Source organism: Kineosporia babensis (assembly GCF_021129305.1).
Lineage (GTDB): Bacteria > Actinomycetota > Actinomycetes > Actinomycetales > Kineosporiaceae > Kineosporia > Kineosporia babensis.
In genome coordinates this window covers 175,755-191,727 of sequence record NZ_JAJOMB010000017.1, presented here as the reverse complement: position 1 = coordinate 191,727, position 15,973 = coordinate 175,755, and the positions used below count along the sequence as shown (strand labels likewise).

At 68.8% G+C, this 15,973-nt stretch carries 12 protein-coding genes and 1 pseudogene; 4 read left to right on the top strand and 9 right to left on the bottom strand.

Translation table 11 applies throughout. The features are described 5' to 3' along the window. Positions 1-13: 13 nt before the first annotated feature. The 5 genes and pseudogenes from LR394_RS27565 to LR394_RS27550 all read right to left on the bottom strand — a co-directional run bounded on the left by LR394_RS27565 (position 14) and on the right by LR394_RS27550 (position 4,658). On the bottom strand, positions 14-1,588 hold the full coding sequence (locus LR394_RS27565) for an ABC transporter permease (RefSeq protein ID WP_231447396.1): 1,575 nt from the start codon (positions 1,586-1,588) through the stop codon (positions 14-16). Further along, entirely contained in the window at positions 1,588-2,058 is a 471-nt protein-coding gene (locus LR394_RS43745) for an ATP-binding cassette domain-containing protein (protein WP_407937139.1), read from the bottom strand. Before LR394_RS43745 ends, LR394_RS27565 begins: the two co-directional genes overlap by 1 nt. Before the next feature lie 6 nt (positions 2,059-2,064). Then, a pseudogene (locus LR394_RS43740) lies at positions 2,065-2,409 on the bottom strand (ATP-binding cassette domain-containing protein); the annotation flags it as partial. A gap of 140 nt (positions 2,410-2,549) precedes the next feature. Continuing rightward, on the bottom strand, positions 2,550-3,821 hold the full coding sequence (locus LR394_RS27555) for an ATP-binding protein (protein ID WP_231447393.1): 1,272 nt from the start codon (positions 3,819-3,821) through the stop codon (positions 2,550-2,552). Positions 3,822-3,923: 102 nt separating this feature from the next. Further along, positions 3,924-4,658, bottom strand: coding sequence for an NUDIX hydrolase (locus tag LR394_RS27550; RefSeq protein WP_231447392.1), 735 nt, complete (start codon positions 4,656-4,658; stop codon positions 3,924-3,926). A 118-nt stretch (positions 4,659-4,776) separates the two neighbouring features. On the opposite strand from LR394_RS27550, the gene LR394_RS27545 reads away from it, so the two are divergent. Continuing rightward, entirely contained in the window at positions 4,777-5,769 is a 993-nt protein-coding gene (locus LR394_RS27545) for an SPFH domain-containing protein (RefSeq protein ID WP_231447390.1), read from the top strand. Then, complete coding sequence (locus tag LR394_RS27540; protein WP_231447387.1) at positions 5,766-6,629, top strand: diacylglycerol kinase catalytic domain-containing protein; 864 nt, start codon at positions 5,766-5,768, stop codon at positions 6,627-6,629. Before LR394_RS27545 ends, LR394_RS27540 begins: the two co-directional genes overlap by 4 nt. 4 nt (positions 6,630-6,633) lie before the next feature. On the opposite strand, the gene LR394_RS27535 is transcribed toward LR394_RS27540, so the two are convergent. Then, positions 6,634-6,888, bottom strand: coding sequence for a helix-turn-helix domain-containing protein (locus LR394_RS27535; protein WP_231447385.1), 255 nt, complete (start codon positions 6,886-6,888; stop codon positions 6,634-6,636). A gap of 304 nt (positions 6,889-7,192) precedes the next feature. Between LR394_RS27535 and ligD the strand changes: the two genes are divergently transcribed. Next, positions 7,193-8,437, top strand: coding sequence for a non-homologous end-joining DNA ligase (gene ligD, locus LR394_RS27530; RefSeq protein ID WP_231447384.1), 1,245 nt, complete (start codon positions 7,193-7,195; stop codon positions 8,435-8,437). Here the strand turns inward: ligD and LR394_RS42115 are convergent. Together LR394_RS42115 and LR394_RS27515 are read right to left on the bottom strand one after the other, a co-directional pair. Then, positions 8,434-12,822: an AAA domain-containing protein gene (locus LR394_RS42115; protein ID WP_331283108.1), complete on the bottom strand. Its 4,389-nt coding sequence runs from the start codon at positions 12,820-12,822 to the stop codon at positions 8,434-8,436. The genes ligD and LR394_RS42115 overlap by 4 nt on opposite strands. Positions 12,823-12,885: 63 nt before the next feature. Beyond that, positions 12,886-13,896, bottom strand: coding sequence for a TetR/AcrR family transcriptional regulator (locus LR394_RS27515; protein WP_231447382.1), 1,011 nt, complete (start codon positions 13,894-13,896; stop codon positions 12,886-12,888). 106 nt (positions 13,897-14,002) lie between these two features. Here LR394_RS27515 and LR394_RS27510 point away from each other — a divergent pair, with 106 nt between their 5' ends. Then, positions 14,003-14,434 (top strand): organic hydroperoxide resistance protein, encoded by a 432-nt coding sequence (locus LR394_RS27510; RefSeq protein ID WP_231447380.1) that lies wholly within the window; start codon positions 14,003-14,005, stop codon positions 14,432-14,434. Between the two features lie 559 nt (positions 14,435-14,993). On the opposite strand, the gene LR394_RS27505 is transcribed toward LR394_RS27510, so the two are convergent. Further along, positions 14,994-15,962, bottom strand: coding sequence for an NAD(P)-dependent alcohol dehydrogenase (locus LR394_RS27505; protein ID WP_231447378.1), 969 nt, complete (start codon positions 15,960-15,962; stop codon positions 14,994-14,996). Positions 15,963-15,973: the final 11 nt, after the last annotated feature.

Sequence of the window (15,973 nt, the reverse complement as noted above, 5' to 3'; positions counted from 1 at the left end):
TCTCGCACCGCTGCTAATGCAGATCCCGCCGGTTAAGGGCGATGAGCCCGGCCGCGGTCAGGACAGCAGTAAGGGCGAAGAGCCACAACCAGGGGACGACGGTGAGGCCGGCACCGGGAAGCTCGGGCAGGTGCGTGAAGGGGCTGATGTCGAGCACGGCCTGCGGCAACTTCAGCGCCGGGCCGAGCAGTTCCACCACGGCGGTCAGGCCGACCGCCAGCCACGCCAGCAGGCCGGCCCGGGGCCGGAACCCGAAGATCAGCACAGTCAGCCCGGCCAGCACCCAGACCGCGAACACCTGGCTGAGCGCGGCCAGTACCGCACCTGGCACCTGCCCCGCCAGATCACCGCTGACCAGGCCGAAGGTGACGCCGGTGAACAGGCCACCGACCAGCATCAGCAGCGCACTGCCGGCGATCACCACCGCCAGGTGCCCGAGCGCCCAGTTCAGCCGGCTGACCGGGGTGGCCAGCAGCATCTCGGCCCGGCCCTCGGACTCCTCCGCGCTCAGCCGCAGCAGGGCCGACACCGCATAGGCCCCGGCCAGCACCCCGCAGATGGCGAACACCGTGCCGAGGTACGAATCCACCACCGAATCCCCGCCACCCAGGGCCTCCAGCACGTCCGCCAGCTGGGCCGAGTCCTCGACCAGGCCCTGCACGCTGTCGGCCAGGAACCCGACGGTCGTCCCGAGCACGGCGAACCCGACCACCCAGCCCAGCAACGGGCCGCGCTGCAGCCGCCAGGCCAGGGCGAACGACGAGTTCAGACGCCCTTGGGCCGGTCCGGGCCGGGCGGCCACGATCCCGGAGCCGAAGTCCCGGCGGGCCACGAGCCGGAACGCAACCACCGACAGGGCGACGGTTGCGCCGACCGGGAGCAGAGGCGTCCATAATTCGACCTGATCACCACCGAACGGACGCATGCGCTGAGCCCAGCCGAGCGGTGAGAGCCACGAGATCCAGGCAGTTTCGGTCGAATCGCCGATCGCCCGCAGCAGGTAGGCCGTCGCCAGAACCGCACTCGCGATCGCGGTGGCGGCCCGGGTGACCTCGGTGAGCTGCGCCGCCACCGCACCCAGCCCGGCGAACACCAGACCGGTCAGCCCCACCGCCAGCCCGAACCCGGCCGAGCCGCCCGGCGGCAGACCCACCACGATCAGGCCCAGCGCAATCAGCCCGGCCAGCACCAGGTTCGCGACCACCGCCGTGAGCAGCGCCGCCCGCAGGGGAGCGGATGCGTTGATCGGGGCCGAGCGCAGCAGTTCCAGCCGCCCCGACTCTTCGTCGGCGCGGGTGTGCCGCAGCACCAGCAGGAAACTCATGATCGCGGTGAAGGTGCAGGTCGTGCCCATCGCCCGCCAGGTGGTCAGCCCGCCGATGGTGAGCAGATCCTGGGCCGGGCCGGTGGTCGCCAGCAACCCGGCGTTGGCCTGGATGTCCTGCGCGAACGGTACCCGCGAGGCCCGGTCGGGGTAGATGTCGGCGAACGAGGCCGCGATCCCGGCCGGGACCAGACCCAGAATGATCAGCCAGATGCTCAGCTTGACCCGGTCCTTGCGCAGGGCGAACTTCATCAGCGCCCACATCAGGACACTTCCTCGTGCCGGTAGTGCTGCAGGAAAAGCTCTTCCAGCGTGGGTTTACGGCTGATCAGGCTGCGCGTGCCCGCCGCGCTCAGCCGGCGCATCACCTCGGCAAAGGCCTCCGGCGCGACCTCGCAGCGCACCCGCACCGGGTCCCCGCTCTCGACCGTGGCCTGGTGAACGCCGGAAAGGTCGTTGAGATCAGCGGGTTCGCGATCCAGTTCGGCCTCGATCGTAGTGCTGGTGAGCTGGCGCATCTCGTCCAGCGAGCCCGAGTCCACGGTGCGCCCGGCCCGCACGATACTGACCCGTTGGCACAGCTGCTCCACCTCGCTGAGGATGTGGCTGGACAGCAGCACGGTGCTCTGCGACTCGGCCACGCACTCCCGAAACACGTTCTCCATCAGGGGATCCAGGCCGGACGTGGGCTCGTCCAGCAGAAGCAGCTCGGCCTGCGAGGCGAACGCCGCCACCAGCGCCACCTTCTGCCGGTTGCCCTTGGAGTAGGCCCGGCCCTTCTTGGTCGGGTCCAGCTCGAACCGCTCGATCAGCTCGTCGCGGCGCTTGCGGTGCAGTCCGCCGCGCAGCTCGCCGAGCAGATCGATCACCTCCCCGCCGGACAGATTCGGCCAAAGCGTCACGTCACCGGGCACATACGCCAGACGCCGGTGCAGCTCGGCCGGGTTGCGGTGCGGATCTTCGCCGAGCAGCCGCACCGTGCCGCCGTCGTAGTTGAGCAGACCGAGCAGTACGCGCAGCGTGGTCGACTTGCCCGCGCCGTTCGGCCCGAGGAAACCGTGCACCTCACCGGTGTGGACGGTCAGATCGAGCCCGTCCAGGGCCCGGGTGCTGCCGAAGTTCTTCACCAGGCCGGTGATCGAGATGGCATCACTCATACCTTCGACCGTACGCCTGTGCTCGGTTCGGACGGCCGGTGACAGCTCACGCTGAAACAGACCCGCATCTAAGGGCCGAGCAGGGCGGCCGGGATCACGGCGATACCGTCCGGCCGACGGTATGCGTGGGGCCCGGTGTTCACCACCGCCGCCGTGATCAGCTCCTCGCCCAGTTGAGCCCGTAACCACTTCAGGTGCCGGACATCGGATTCGCCGACACTCGCCCCGAGCTTCACCTCGATCGCCAGGATCCGCTGATCGGGGCGCTGGACGATGAAGTCGACCTCGTGGTCGCCGTTACGGGTGCGCAGATGATATGGGTGAGCCTCGGCGACCTGACTGAAAACCCTTATCTGCAGGGCGATCAGCGACTCGAAGAGAGCGCCGAGGAAGGAGCCGTCACCTCGGACGGTGGGTGTCGTCCGGTTGTTCAGCAGCGCAGGTACGTCGAGGCCGAGTAGTCGGGCGGCCAGCGCCGGGTCAGTCAGGTGATGCTTCGGAGCTTGGGCCATCCGGGTGAAGGCGTTCGTCGTCGGCAGCCAACCGGCCAGCGGTTCCAGCAGCCACAGCTGTGACAACGTGTCGCGGTAGACCATGGTGGTGGTCTTGGCCGGTTTGGACGACTCCCCAGCGGTAGCCGCATCCAGGATGGCGTTGTACGAAGCTGATGTTGAGGTAGCGGCGGCATAGGCGCTGAGCCAGGCCCGCAGACTCTGCGGCCTGCGCACCTTCACACCCTGCTCGGCGAAGTCGTGTTCCACGATGCCGTTGATGTAACCGTCCAACTGAGCCCGGCGGGCCCGGGCCGGCAGACTGCGGATACCGGGGAACCCGGAGGCGACGATCTCCTCGGCATACTGCCGCAACCCGATCTCGGTATGCCCGTCGATCTGGGCCTGGGGATTCTCGAGTAGGTCGCGCAGACTCACGGTCGGTTTCGCCAGGCGTCGCTCCGCGAGCGTCATCGGGTGCATCCGGAGCCTGACGATCCGGCCGGCGCCCGAGTGTGTCGGAGCATCCACAGGAGAAGCGCTGCCGGTGAGCAGGAATCGGGCCGCCTCCGGGTTGCGGTCGACCTCGCGCCGTACCAGGTCCCAAGCTTCGGGCAGTCGTTGCCACTCGTCCAGAAGCACCGGCGTCCTGGCCGATGCCAGGCGCCTGGGGTCGGCCAGGAGCAGTTCGCGCTGCGCCGCATCGTCCAGAGCGAAGGTGGTGACCGCTCGTTGCTGGGCGGTGGCCGTTTTGCCGACACCTTTGGGGCCATCGAGGCTGATGGCCGCCAGTCCAGGGAGGAGCTCATCAAGCTCAAGATCGACTATTCTGGCGTCATAGCTGCTCACGAGGCTAAAACTACCGTTAGCAGGTGTTCTACGCTCCCGTTAGCAGGTTCTTTGTCGAACCGTTCGCAGATCGTCACGGCCAGGGTCCAAGGCCTCGCCCGGTCAGATCACCGTGGGGCTGGGCCGCAGGATCGGCGGGTTCAGGCTCTGGGTGGGGCCCTGCCGGAACAGCTGGGCCGGGCGGCCGCCGCCGCGGGTGGTCATCTCGCCGGTCGGCTCCAGGAAACCCAGCGTGCCGGTCACCTTGCGGTGGAAGTTGCGGGCGTCGAGGTCCACGCCCCAGACGATCTCGTACACCCGGCGCAGCTCGCCCACGGTGAACTCGTCCGGACAGAAGGCCGTGGCCAGGCCGGTGTACTCCAGCTTGCCCCGGGCCCGGTCCACGCCGTCGCGCAGGATCCGGCTGTGGTCGAAGGCCAGCAGCGAGGGAGTCTCGGGCAGGGTGCTGTCCAGGAACGAGGCCACCGGAGACCATTCGGCCGACGTGGCGTCGCTGCCGCCGACCACCTCGGGCGGGTTCGGGATCAGCGCCAGGTAGGCCACGCTGACCACGCGCATCCGCGGGTCGCGGCCCGGGTCGCCGTAGGTGCCCAGCTGCTCCAGGTGCATGCCCCGGGCGCCGGTCTCTTCCTCCAGCTCGCGCGCGGCCGCTGCGGCCAGCGTCTCGTCGGGCTGCACGAAGCCGCCGGGCAGGGCGTAGCTGTCCTTGAACGGCTCCGCGCCCCGCCGGATCAGCAGCGCCGCCAGGCTGTCCTGAATGATCGTGAGCAGGACGATGTCCACCGTCACCGCGATCGGCGGGTATTTGGACGGGTCATAGGTCTCGGTGCCGGACACGGCGATGGGTCCCTTTCGAGTGACGGTCTTTCGTCCGGTTGACGATAACAAAGCTCCGGGCTAGCGTCACCCTCACCAGAACTCGTCAAAGTGACGATAAACGGTGAAGGGATTGATCATGGCCGAGATTCGTCGTTACCCCCTGGTCTGGCACGTCCGTAGCGCCACCACCGATCACCTGGTGCACGTGCGCCGGGGCCGGACCGTGCACTCCGGCCCCGGCCAGGCCTTCTGGTTCCGCCCGCTCAGCGCCGCGCTGAGCGAGGTGCCGATCGACGACCGCGAGCTCGGCCTGCTGTTCCACGCCCGCACCGCCGACTTCCAGGACGTGAGCGTGCAGGCCACCGTGGCCTACCGGATGGCCGACCCGGACCTGGCCGCCCGCCGGCTGGACTTCGGACTGGACCCTAAGAAGGGAACCTGGCGCGGACGTCCCCTGGAACAGATCGCCCAGATGCTCACTGAGGCTGCTCAGCAGCACGCGCTGGATCTGCTCACCGGTTTCACGTTGCACCAGGCGCTTACGGCCGGGCTGGCCGCAGTGCGGGAGCGGATGGCCACGGGACTGAGCAGCGATGAGCGGCTGAGCGCTACGGGCGTTGAAGTGGTGGACGTACGGGTGATCGCTCTACGTCCAGAGGCCGACGTGGAGCGGGCGCTGCAGACCCCCGCACGTGAGCAGGTGCAGCAGGAGGCGGACAAGGCTACGTACGAACGTCGCGCGCTGGCGGTGGAACGGGAGCGGGCGATCAGCGAGAACGAGTTGCAGTCCCAGATCGAGCTCGCCGCGCGGGAAGAGCAGCTGGTCAGCCGGCGCGGGGCGAATGAGCGGCGTCGGGCGACGGAGGCGGCCGCGGCGGGGCGGATCGAGACCGAGGCGAAGGCGGAGCAAACTCGGCTGCTGGCCGATGCCCGGGCGGAGAGCACGCGTCTGGTCGGGGCGGCGGACGCGGAGACCGAGGCGGCGCGGATGGCGATCTACGCCGACATGGACCAAGCCGTGCTGCTGGCGCTGGCGGCTCGGGAGGCGGCCAAGAATCTGCCCCAGGTCGGCAGCCTGACCATCACGCCGGACGCGGTCACCAGCGCACTGACGGCCCTGTCCCGATGATTGCTCCCCGCGCGGTTCTAGTGCATCGCCGCAGCGAGCTGGACCTGCTGCTGGAGCGGCACAGCACCCGGGGCCAGGCCGAGTTCTTCCTGCGCTCGCGCGGCCGCGATCTGGGTGCAGTGCAGGCTCGGCACGATGCCCTGCACGAGGCATTACGCCTGGTGGAGAACGGGATTCCGGGTGGCTGGCGGCGTGCTTCGCTGGAGCGGGCGGATCTGCCTCGGCTGCGGTTCGAGCCAGAGGACGTTGTGGTTGCCGTCGGTCAGGACGGTCTGGTGGCGAACGTGGCCAAGTATGTGAACGGGCAGCCGGTGCTCGGCGTTGATCCGGAGCCGGGGGTGAATCCGGGTGTTCTGGTTCGGCATTCGGCCGCAGCTGTGGGTGGGTTGCTGGCCGGTATCGGGTCCAGCGCCTTCGAGCAGAGGACGATGGTGGAGGCTTTGCTGGACGACGGCCAGACGCTGCGGGCCCTCAACGAGCTGTACATCGGCGACGCGGGCCACCAGTCCGCCCGCTATCGGATCCGGGGAGAACGGCAGTCTTCCTCGGGGATCCTGGTCGGGACCGGCACCGGTTCGACCGGCTGGTGCGCTTCGCTGGCCCGGGAACGAACCGACGCTCCAGAGTTGCCGGGCCCTCTGGACGAGAGCCTGGCCTGGTTCGTGCGCGAAGCCTGGCCCTCACCGTTCACCGGAACCAGCCAGACCCAGGGTCGGCTGGCCGCTTCCGAGGAACTGCCGCTGGTCGCCGAGGGAGACCTGGTGGTGTTCGGCGACGGGCTGGAGGCTGACCGGCTGACGGTCGGCTGGGGCCAGCAGGTCACCGTGCGGGTGGCGGCGCAGCGACTTTCGCTGGTGTGAGGGTTTAGTGAGGGGGCGTCAGGCCAAGGGCTTCGAGTTCCTCGGCATCCGTACCCTCGGCCAGCTTCCACAGCGGCACACCGAGAGCCCGGCACAGCGGACCGAGTTCGTCGACCTGAACCCGGCGTGCCCCGGTCTCCAGTTCGGACACCTTGGTTCCGCCCCAGCCAAGCTCTTTCGCAAGATCTTTCTGGAGCCACCCGCGGCGGGCACGCTCGGCCGCGACGTTGCGCGGCAGCACATCCAGGAGAGTGGGCATGTCCGGACGGTAGGAGCTTTCGCCGTCCGCATGCATCCGCCGCCGGAGTGAAACCTGCTTTAGCTGCTCTGTTTGGTAATAGTCGGCTCAGGTACGGTAAATCCGTAACGCGATCAGCATAAACACATAGATAGCGGAAGTGCGCCTTTGGGTTATGGCTCATGGTGATCGAAGTCGCTCGGAGGGTGATGGTGGGAACTGTGGGCCAAGCGCACCTCGTTGCCTCCGCCATCTCGGCATGGGCGGACTCCCCAACCCGCGCGTTCCTCCTGCCGGTTCTCCTACCCCGGCTTAGCCTGGCCAGATGGCGAAGGCGCAGGGCACGGTTCTCGAGGTCGCCGGGCACGAGGTCACGGTGACGCATCCGGACAAGATGGTCTTTCCCGAGGCCGGGCATCCGGCCGGCGGGGTCGGAGTCACCAAGCTCGATCTGGTGCAGTACTACCTAGCGGTGGCCGAAGGTGCGCTGCGTGGAGTCAGCGGCCGGCCGATGGTGCTCAAGCGCTTCGTCAAAGGGATCGACGAGGAAGCGTTCTTCCAGAAGCGGGCGCCCAGCAATCGTCCCTCGTTCGTAGAGGTCGCCGAGCTGAAATACGCCTCGGGCCGCTCGGCCGAGGAGGCGGTGATTCGGGACGCCGCCGGTCTGGCCTGGATCGTCAACCTCGGCTGCATCGACCTGAACCCGCATCCGGTGCTCGCCGAAGATCTCGACAAGCCCGACGAACTGCGGATCGACCTGGACCCGATGCCCGGCGTGGAGTGGGCCCAGATAGTTGAGGTGGCGTTCGTGGCCCGGCAGGTGCTGGCCGAGCACGGGCTGGTCGGCTGGCCGAAAACCTCCGGATCACGCGGCTTTCACATCTACGCGCGAGTGGACCCGACGCGTCCGTACAAGGATCTTCGGCTGGCCGCGGAGACCGTCGCCCGCGAGGTGGAGAACCGGGTGCCGGAACTGGCCACCGCCCGCTGGTGGAAGGAGGAGCGCGGTTCGCAGGTCTTCGTGGACTTCAACCAGAACGCCAAGGACCGGACGATCGCCTCGGCCTGGTCGGTCAGAGCGGTTGCGGATGCTCGGGTTTCGACCCCACTGCGCTGGGACGAGGTGGCCCACTGCCGGATGGAAGAGCTCACGCTGGCCACGGTGACCAGGCGTTACACCGAGCAGGGGGATCCGTGGGAAGGCATCGGGGAGCAGCCGGGCACGCTGGATGCGCTGCTGGCGCTGGCCAAGGAGTTGGGTCCGGCCGAGAAGCCGCCGAAGGGGGTGGGCCGCCGGCAGTCGACCATGCCGCTGATCGAGATCGCCAAGACCAAGACCAAACCCGAGGCGCTGGAATGGCTCGAGGTGTGGAAGGCGAAATATCCAGATGTCGCCGCGAAACTGGAGCCGGTGGACGTACTGGTCGACGGCATGCGGGGACGTAGTTCGCTCTGGTACCGGATCCGGATCAATCTGCAGCACGTTCCCGAGGCCGAACGCCCGCCGCAGGAAGAACTTCTGGCCGACTACAACCCCTGGGCCGGGATGACCTGGAACCAGGAGAACTAAAACAGCACGTCGGCGGGGTCCTCGTCCTCGGGTAGCTCGACCACTGACTCTTCGAGGGAGACCTCGGCGACCAACGATTCCTCGACCAACGGCGTAACCGCAGCTGCCGGGACCGCGGTGCGCACAACGTCCCACATTGGCTTGGGCAGCACCCCGTGTTTCTCGAGCCGCTCGAACAACGTGCCCACCGTCTCGGCCCGCTCCCGGTAGAACTCCGAGGCCCGGATCCGCCAGAAGGTCCAGCCCAGCCGTTCCAGCTGGCGCTGGCGCCGGATGCCGTCCTCCCAGTGCTCCGCGCCGGAGTAACGATCGCCGTCGCACTCGATCGCCAGTCGGGCCGACTGCCCGACCACCACCAGGTCGATCCGGTAACGGCCGACCTGGTGCTGCACCTGCACCTCGTACCCGGCCCGTCGCAGTTCCCGCAGCAGCGCCAGCTCGAACTCCGACTCGCAGCGTTCTTCCTGGTCCTCGCTGGTCGGCGGCTTCAGGGCGGCGTCGCGCAGGTACTCCAGCAGGGCCCGGCGCTGATCGTCCTTGTGCAGCCGGCCGGGCTCGACCGTGTGGAACACCCACAGCTGATCCTGCGCCCGCGAGGCGGCCACGTTGATCCGCTGCTTGTCCGCGTTCTTGGTGGCGGCCCAGGTGGCGTCGGCCGCCACCACGCTGACGAAGACCACGTTGCGCTCGTCGCCCTGGAAGGCCGGTGGATTGCCCACTCTCAGCCGACGCTCGGCAAAAGCCTCGGGCCCGAGCCGCTCTCGCAGCAGGTTCTCGATCAGCGGGCCCTGGGCCGAGCCCTGCAGGGTGACCACGCCGAACGTCATTCCGGCGTAGGCCCGGTCCCGATGGCAGGCCAGGACCTGCTCGACCAGGGCCTGGGCCTCGGCCCGGTTGACCTTGTCGGTGGTGCCGCTGGTGGCGCCGTCCTCCACCCGGATCAGCCGCAGCGGGGCGCCGATGCCGGCCACTACCGGCTCGCGCAACGGCAGGATGTCGCCGTCGTAGTAGCGGTTGGAGAACTCGATGATCTCGGGCACGCAGCGGAAGTGCTCGCGCAGCAGGATCGTGCTCGGGAAGATCAGCTCGGCCAGCGCGTAGAGGCTCTGGTCCACGGTGAGCAGGCTCTTGGCCTCGACCCCGCTCAGGTGCGAGTTCTGCAGCTGGATGATCCGCTCGATGTTCACCCCGACCGCGGCCGGGCTGGTCTGCTGGTCGTCCCCGACCACGACCGCCTTCGCGCCCAGCGCCAGCACCCCGACCGAGAGCAGGTCGCACTGGCTGGACTCGTCCACGATCACCACGTCGAACGGCTCGGTGACCAGCGGGTCGAAGTTCTCGATCACCCGGTGCACGGGCATGATCCAGACCGGCACCGCGCCCATCGCGCTGGGCATGAACCGCCGGGCCTCGCTCTCCCAGTGCGGGGCGTACTTGCCCGTGCCCTTGCCGCGTTTGCCCAGCGCCCGCAGCCAGGAGGCCAGCGCCCGCCGGTTCTTCTCCCGCAGGTTGTGCTTCAGCCCCAGCGCGGCCCCGCGCCGGGCCCGTTGCAGCACCAGAGCCTGTTCCTGCTGCTGCAGGGTGATCACCTGAGCCTGCAGATGAGCCAGGTCACCGGCCCGCAGCAGCTCGTCCAGCCAGGTCGCGGTGATCCGCCAGTGCCAGATCTGCGGCGCCCGGGCGGCGGTGCCCGCCAGTTCCGGATCAGCGCTGGTGGACACGATCGCGGCGGCCCAGCCCGGGGCCACGGCGGCCAGCCGATCGGTCAGTTCGTGCTGCTCGGCGGCGACCGGTTCCAGCCCGGCCAGTCTCCCGATCTCGTCGAGGGTGACACCCCAGGCGGCCCAGTCGCGGTGCTCGAGGGCGGTGCGCAGGGCATTCCCCAGCGGCTCGTCCGGGCCCTCGCGCAGTTCGTCGGACAGGGCCTTGAGCTCAGCGGTGACCTTGCGTTCTTCCTGCCGGGCGCCGGTGGCGGCCAGCAGCCGGCCCAGAACCTGCAGGTCGGCGGCGGTCAGGTCGGGCCCCAGGTGCGGTACCAGCGGACGCGTGCGGTTCAGCAGGGCCGGCAGCTCCTGGGACTCCCAGGTCAGGGCCAGATCGAGCTGCTCGGTGAGCATCGTGGCCCGGTGCACGAAGTCGGCGGTCTCTTCGAGGGGCTCCAGCAGTGGCAACTGGGCCAGCATCCGCTGCGCGGCCGAGCGCGCCTCGTTGAGGTTCAGCCAGGTCAGCGCCAGTTCGGTGTCTTCGGCCGTGCGCAGCGCCCGGCCGTCGATCAGCGCCTGGGCCTGCAACTGCTTAAGATCGCCGCCGCCGAATCGCGGAAGCCCTTTACCCGCAGCGAATCTCTGCCCCAGGTCGGTCAGGACCTGACGCTGCTGATGCGGATCGCCCGGTGGCAGCTGAACCTCGTGCCCGAAGAGCCTGGCCTGCAACTCGGCAGCCCGGGTGGTGCTCGTGCTGAGTTGCTCCGCCTGCACCGTCCACGACCGGGCGGAGGCCTGCGAACCCCTGATGTCGGAACGGATCTTGAGCAGCCAGGGCGCCTCCAGCCCGGCCAGATGGATCGCCGCCTCGTGCACCGCTGCCCTGAGGTCGGCCAGCTCCTGCGGCCCGAGCTGGTCCAGTGCCGGCAGGGCCACCCCGGACTGCTCCAGATCGGCCACGTCCTGCCGCAACTCGTCCAGCTTGCCGGTCTGCGCGACCAGCTGGGCCGGCGTGGGCAGATCGGTGCGCGGGCGCCGGACGCCCAGGGCCTGGGCATCGGCCGGGGTGATCCGCTCGCTCAGCTCGAACAGCCGCGCCAGCTCCACCTCGGACAACGGCAGCACGGCATCCAGGGCCAGCTCGTCCGGGATCAGGCCGAGCGTGGCCTCGTTCTCGGTGAGCCACTGCGCGACCTGGGGCGCCTTCTGTGGCCCGGCCGGCAGCTCCCACTCCGCGTCCTCGGTGCGCAGCGCCTCCAGAACGGCCTGCTCAACGCCGTGCAGGTTGCCCCGGACCCGGTCGAGCTCGGCTTCCAGCTGCCCGATCGCCTTGGTCTCGGTCTCGACATCGATCTGCGCGGCAATGTCCTGCACCGCGTGCGCCGATCCGCGCAGCTGCTCCATCGACTCGCTCGAGGAACCCAGCACCGCGATCGACAGGTCCCGCAGCTCCTCAGGGATCTTCTCGCGCAGCACGGTCAGCGCCTGCTCGTTCTGCGCGGTGACCAGCACCCGCTTGCCGTGCGCGAGCAGATGACTGACCAGGTTCGCGATCGTGTGGCTCTTGCCGGTGCCGGGCGGGCCCTGCACGGTGACCCCGCGCTCGCGGGCCAGCTGCCGGGCGATCCGCTCCTGCTCGGCATTGGCCGGCAGCGGCATCAGCAGGCGCTCGCCGATCGGCTGCCACGCGGCTCCGTCGGGCAGTTGCTCCAGCTCGGCCTGCGCCACCTGCAGCTCGTCCTCGTCGGCCACCACCGAGGCCAGGCCCTGGGGCAGCACCGAGTCCTCACGCAGCCGCTCGGCCAGTTGCAGGTAGAAGCGCTCGTGCCGGGTAGGGCGACGCCGCAGGAACAGCACCCACGTGTCGCTGATCACCGGAACCGGGCCGGGCGCAGGGATGTTCGGCCCCTCGAGCACCGTCGCGTCCAGATGCAGCGGCGCAAGCAGCTTGTCGTGCAGGGCCTTTCGGGCTTCCTGATCCCAGACGTCGAAATCGCCGAGCTCGGTGAGCCGGTTCAGCTCGGCCAGCACCGGCAGGTCAAGGCCCTCCAGCGCGGCCAGCTCCAGTTCGGGCGGGCCGTCCGGCAGCACGCGCAGGGCCCCGGTGGCCGCGTCCAGCTCGATCCGCGCGCCGGTGATCAGCAGTGGGTGGCGGATCTGCTCCAGCGCCACGTCCCAGGAGAGCACGCTGTGCCCCCAGACCAGCTCGTGCGTGCTCTGCTGACGCTCGGCCTCCAGTTGCAGGGCGAACAGCCGTTCGTAGAGCTGACGAGCCCGATGACCGGCGCCGGCCGACTCCGCCCAGGGCTGCCAGGTGTGCTCCAGCCACTCTTGGAAGGCCTGCTGCACCTCGGGCGCTGGGCCTGCGTCTGCGGTCAGGATCGGCGGACGGACATCGGTGGAGACGTATCCGGCCAGGTCAGCGGGGACTTCGGGCGGCTCGCCGGGCAGCGGGACCTTACGCACCTCGAGCCAGTCGTCCCGGTCCTCGGCCTCGGCGCCCCGGAACCGGACCTTCGGGTGCCGGGGGACGTCGGTGGGCAGCAGGGCGCCCGGCCCACCTGAGCTTTCGTGCTTGAGGACGTCGCGCACCGGGCGGACGGTCAGCTCCCGGGCGGCGGCGGCCAGGAAGGTGAGCAGGCGACGCGTGCGGTCGAGGACCACCTCGCTCCGCTCGCCCACCGTGACTCCCATGAGTTGTGCCCTACCGGCCTGTGCTGTGGATTGTGGCAAAACCCCGAGACATCACGAACTCGACCGGCCGCTGGTGAGCAGATCCTCTACACCCTCGCGCAGCGTGGCCCGGGCCGCCTCCGGATCGTGCAGGTACCCGGAGATCATCGCGCCGTCGCGCAGCAGCATGAACCGGCGCCCGGCCCGATCCGGAGCCGGGTGCCCGGCCCGCCGGAACGCGTCGGTGGCCGTGGCGAGCATCCAGGACCGGTGCTCCTCGATGGCCTGGCGGACCGGGGAATCAGCAGAGGGGTACTCGGCCGCGGCGTTGATGAACGCGCATCCCCGGAAGCCCGGCTGGCAGATCCGCTCGGTGTGCTCGTCGATCAGCGCCTCGATCAGCGAACGAGAAGCCTTGTTCCCACCTCCGGCCGCAGCCTCGGAACCGGGCTGAGCCGGACGCACGAAACCTGGCTGGGTCTGGTCCCTGGAACCGGGTTGGGGCTCGCTGGTGGAACTGGGCTGGGTTTCCTCCCCGAAACCAGGCTGGGCCGCGCCGTCAGTGCTCGCCTCGGCCTGGGCTCCGGCAGCCTCGACCCGAGCCTCGGCCTCGCCGGACCCAGCTTCCTCCGCCTCGCTGAATCCTGCGTTCCCTCCACCGGACCCTGCTTTTGTCCCGCCAGATCCTGCTTTCCTGAGGCTGGATCCAACTTCCGTCGCGCTGGACCTGGCTCCTGCCTCGCCGGATCGAGCCCCCATCTCGTCGCCGGCAACGACCGAGGCCGCTCCGACCTCTACGCCGATCGACGGGATGCTCAGATCGGCACCGCCCGCCACCGCTGCCTCCACGTGGCTGCGCACCGCCGAGTCCATCGCCCGGATGTAGCTCAGCACCAGATCCTCCTTACCGGGGAAATGCCGGTAGAAGGTGGAGCGGGTGACCTCAGCCTCGCCGAGGATCCGGTCGACACCTACCTCGTGGATGCCTTCGGAGTAGAAGAGGGCCGAGGCGGTTCTCAGCAGGCGCTCGCGTGCCTTCGAGGGTCTGACCGACCCGGTGCTGACCGCCTCGCTCGTTGCCATACCCCCACTCTATCGGACCGATCGTTCCGTCTTGACAGGCGAACGGGTGGTGCGCGAAAGTACAACACGACAGAACGATCGGTCCGATTTCTTGGAGGCAGTTGTCATGGCCGCTGTTTACACCGCTGTTGCTACCGCTACTGGTGACGGCCGGGGTGGCCACGCCAAGTCCACCGACGGCGTGATCGACATCGACCTGGCCGTCCCGAAGGAGATGGGTGGCCCGGGCGGCGAGAAGACCAACCCCGAGCAGCTCTTCGCCGCCGGCTACGCCGCCTGCTTCCACGGCGCCGCCCGCCTGGTGGCCGGTAAGCAGAAGGCCGACGCCACCGGCTCCTCGGTCACCGCCGAGGTCGGCATCGGCTCCAACGGCCAGGGTGGCTTCGCCCTCGAGGTCGTGCTCCGGGTCAACTTCCCGGCGATGGACCAGGCCACCGCCCAGGCCGTCACCGAGACCGCCCACCAGGTCTGCCCCTACTCCAACGCCACCCGCAACAACATCCCGGTCGAGCTCGTGGTCACCACCAACCCGGCCTGATCTCGCTCTGGGGAGTGTTCGGAAATTGCCTCCAGGCGATCGCCTGGGTGCCCCGCAGTAGGCGCGGGCTTCCGAACGCGACCTAACGCCACCAACGGCCCGCTGGCGCATCGCGCCGCGGGCCGTTGGGCGCTTCCGGCGCCTCTCGGTGGGATCGCCAGCCTGGCCGGAATCCTGGTATTGCCACGCGCCCGGCCAGTGTCCAGCAGGCCGTCGGCCGTCGAGGTGACCGCCCGGGCCCGGGTGCACCGACTACGCAGCGGCTGCTGGATGCCACACGCTGGTTCCTGGTTCCTGGTTCCTGGTTCCTGGTTCCTGGTTCCTGGTTCCTGGTGCTCGGGGCCCGCCATCCTTCGCTGCCGAGAAAACGCTTTAGAGCGAACCAAAGTCACATGGTGTGGTGGAACCTGCGGTGCGGGCGAAACCTGCGGTATGACGGAACCTGTGGTGCGGGCGAAACCTGCGGTGCGGTGGAACCTGCGGTGTGACGGAACCTGTGTGCGGTGGTGCCCGTGGTGCGACGAAACCGGCGGTCTGGCGGAACCCACCCAGGTAGCGGTCACGATGGCCGGACGGTGATGACCACGTTCCCGACTTTGCGGCCGCTGTCCACGTAGCGATGTGCTTCTACGATCTCGTCCAGGGAGTAGGTTCGGTCGATCACCGGCCGAAAGATTCCTTGCTGCATGAGGTTCTGGAATTCCTCGGCCATCTCTGAGTTGGCTGTAGGGATCGGGAAGCGTACGTGGCGTTTCCTCAACATCGGGGTGATCAGGGCCAGCGGAAGGTTCTGCCAGTAAGGGCCCACGTCTGCCGAGATGTAGACGCCGCCCGGCCGCAGTAGTCGGCGGCACTGCCCGAATGTGCTCTTGCCGACCGCGTCGAGCACCGCGTGGTACTGACCTTGGTGGGTCTCGAACTCGCCTTTGGCCCGGTCGATCAGCCTGTCGGCGCCGAGGCTTCGCACCAGATCCAGGTTTTCCGTGTCGCAGACGGCGCTCACCCGAGCACCTTGCCCGTGCAGAAGCTGTACCGCGGCCGAACCGATGGCTCCGGTCGCTCCGTAGACCAGCACTTCTTGCCCAGGCTCGATCCGGGCCCCGCGAATCATGGTCTGGGCGTAGTGCGCTCCCTCGGTACCGGCCACCGCCTGTTCGAAGCCGAAACCTACGGGCAGGAGGGCTATTGGGCTCTTCTCCTTCACCGTCAGGTACTCGGCGTGGGCGCCGAAGCTTGCGTCGTTGAAGCCAAAGACATTGTCTCCCGGGCTGAAGCGAGAAACACCCGGGCCCAGGGCTTCCACCTCGCCGGCGTATTCGCACCCGGCGATGCGCAGCCGAGGGCGGATCAGGCCGGTCAGCAGGCGCCAGAGGAAAGGCTTACCGGCTCGTAGTGCGCAGTCGGTGCGGTTGACCGTGGTGGCGTAGACCTTGATCATGATCTGCCCCGGCCCCACCGCGGGTTTCGGGATCTCGGTGAGCCGGACCACTTCGGGTGGTCCGTAACGGTCACGGAGTGCGGCCTTCATCGGAAGTTCCC

What these genes read in the sequence shown, in the direction of transcription:
- LR394_RS27565 (WP_231447396.1), bottom strand. Translation starts at nt 1,588, where the DNA reads ATGTGGGCGCTGATGAAGTTCGCCCTGCGCAAGGACCGGGTCAAGCTG.
- LR394_RS27545 (WP_231447390.1), top strand. Translation starts at nt 4,777, where the DNA reads ATGGCCGAGATTCGTCGTTACCCCCTGGTCTGGCACGTCCGTAGCGCC.
- LR394_RS27540 (WP_231447387.1), top strand. Translation starts at nt 5,766, where the DNA reads ATGATTGCTCCCCGCGCGGTTCTAGTGCATCGCCGCAGCGAGCTGGAC.
- LR394_RS27535 (WP_231447385.1), bottom strand. Translation starts at nt 6,888, where the DNA reads ATGCCCACTCTCCTGGATGTGCTGCCGCGCAACGTCGCGGCCGAGCGT.
- ligD (WP_231447384.1), top strand. Translation starts at nt 7,193, where the DNA reads ATGGCGAAGGCGCAGGGCACGGTTCTCGAGGTCGCCGGGCACGAGGTC.
- LR394_RS27515 (WP_231447382.1), bottom strand. Translation starts at nt 13,896, where the DNA reads ATGGCAACGAGCGAGGCGGTCAGCACCGGGTCGGTCAGACCCTCGAAG.
- LR394_RS27510 (WP_231447380.1), top strand. Translation starts at nt 14,003, where the DNA reads ATGGCCGCTGTTTACACCGCTGTTGCTACCGCTACTGGTGACGGCCGG.
- LR394_RS27505 (WP_231447378.1), bottom strand. Translation starts at nt 15,962, where the DNA reads ATGAAGGCCGCACTCCGTGACCGTTACGGACCACCCGAAGTGGTCCGG.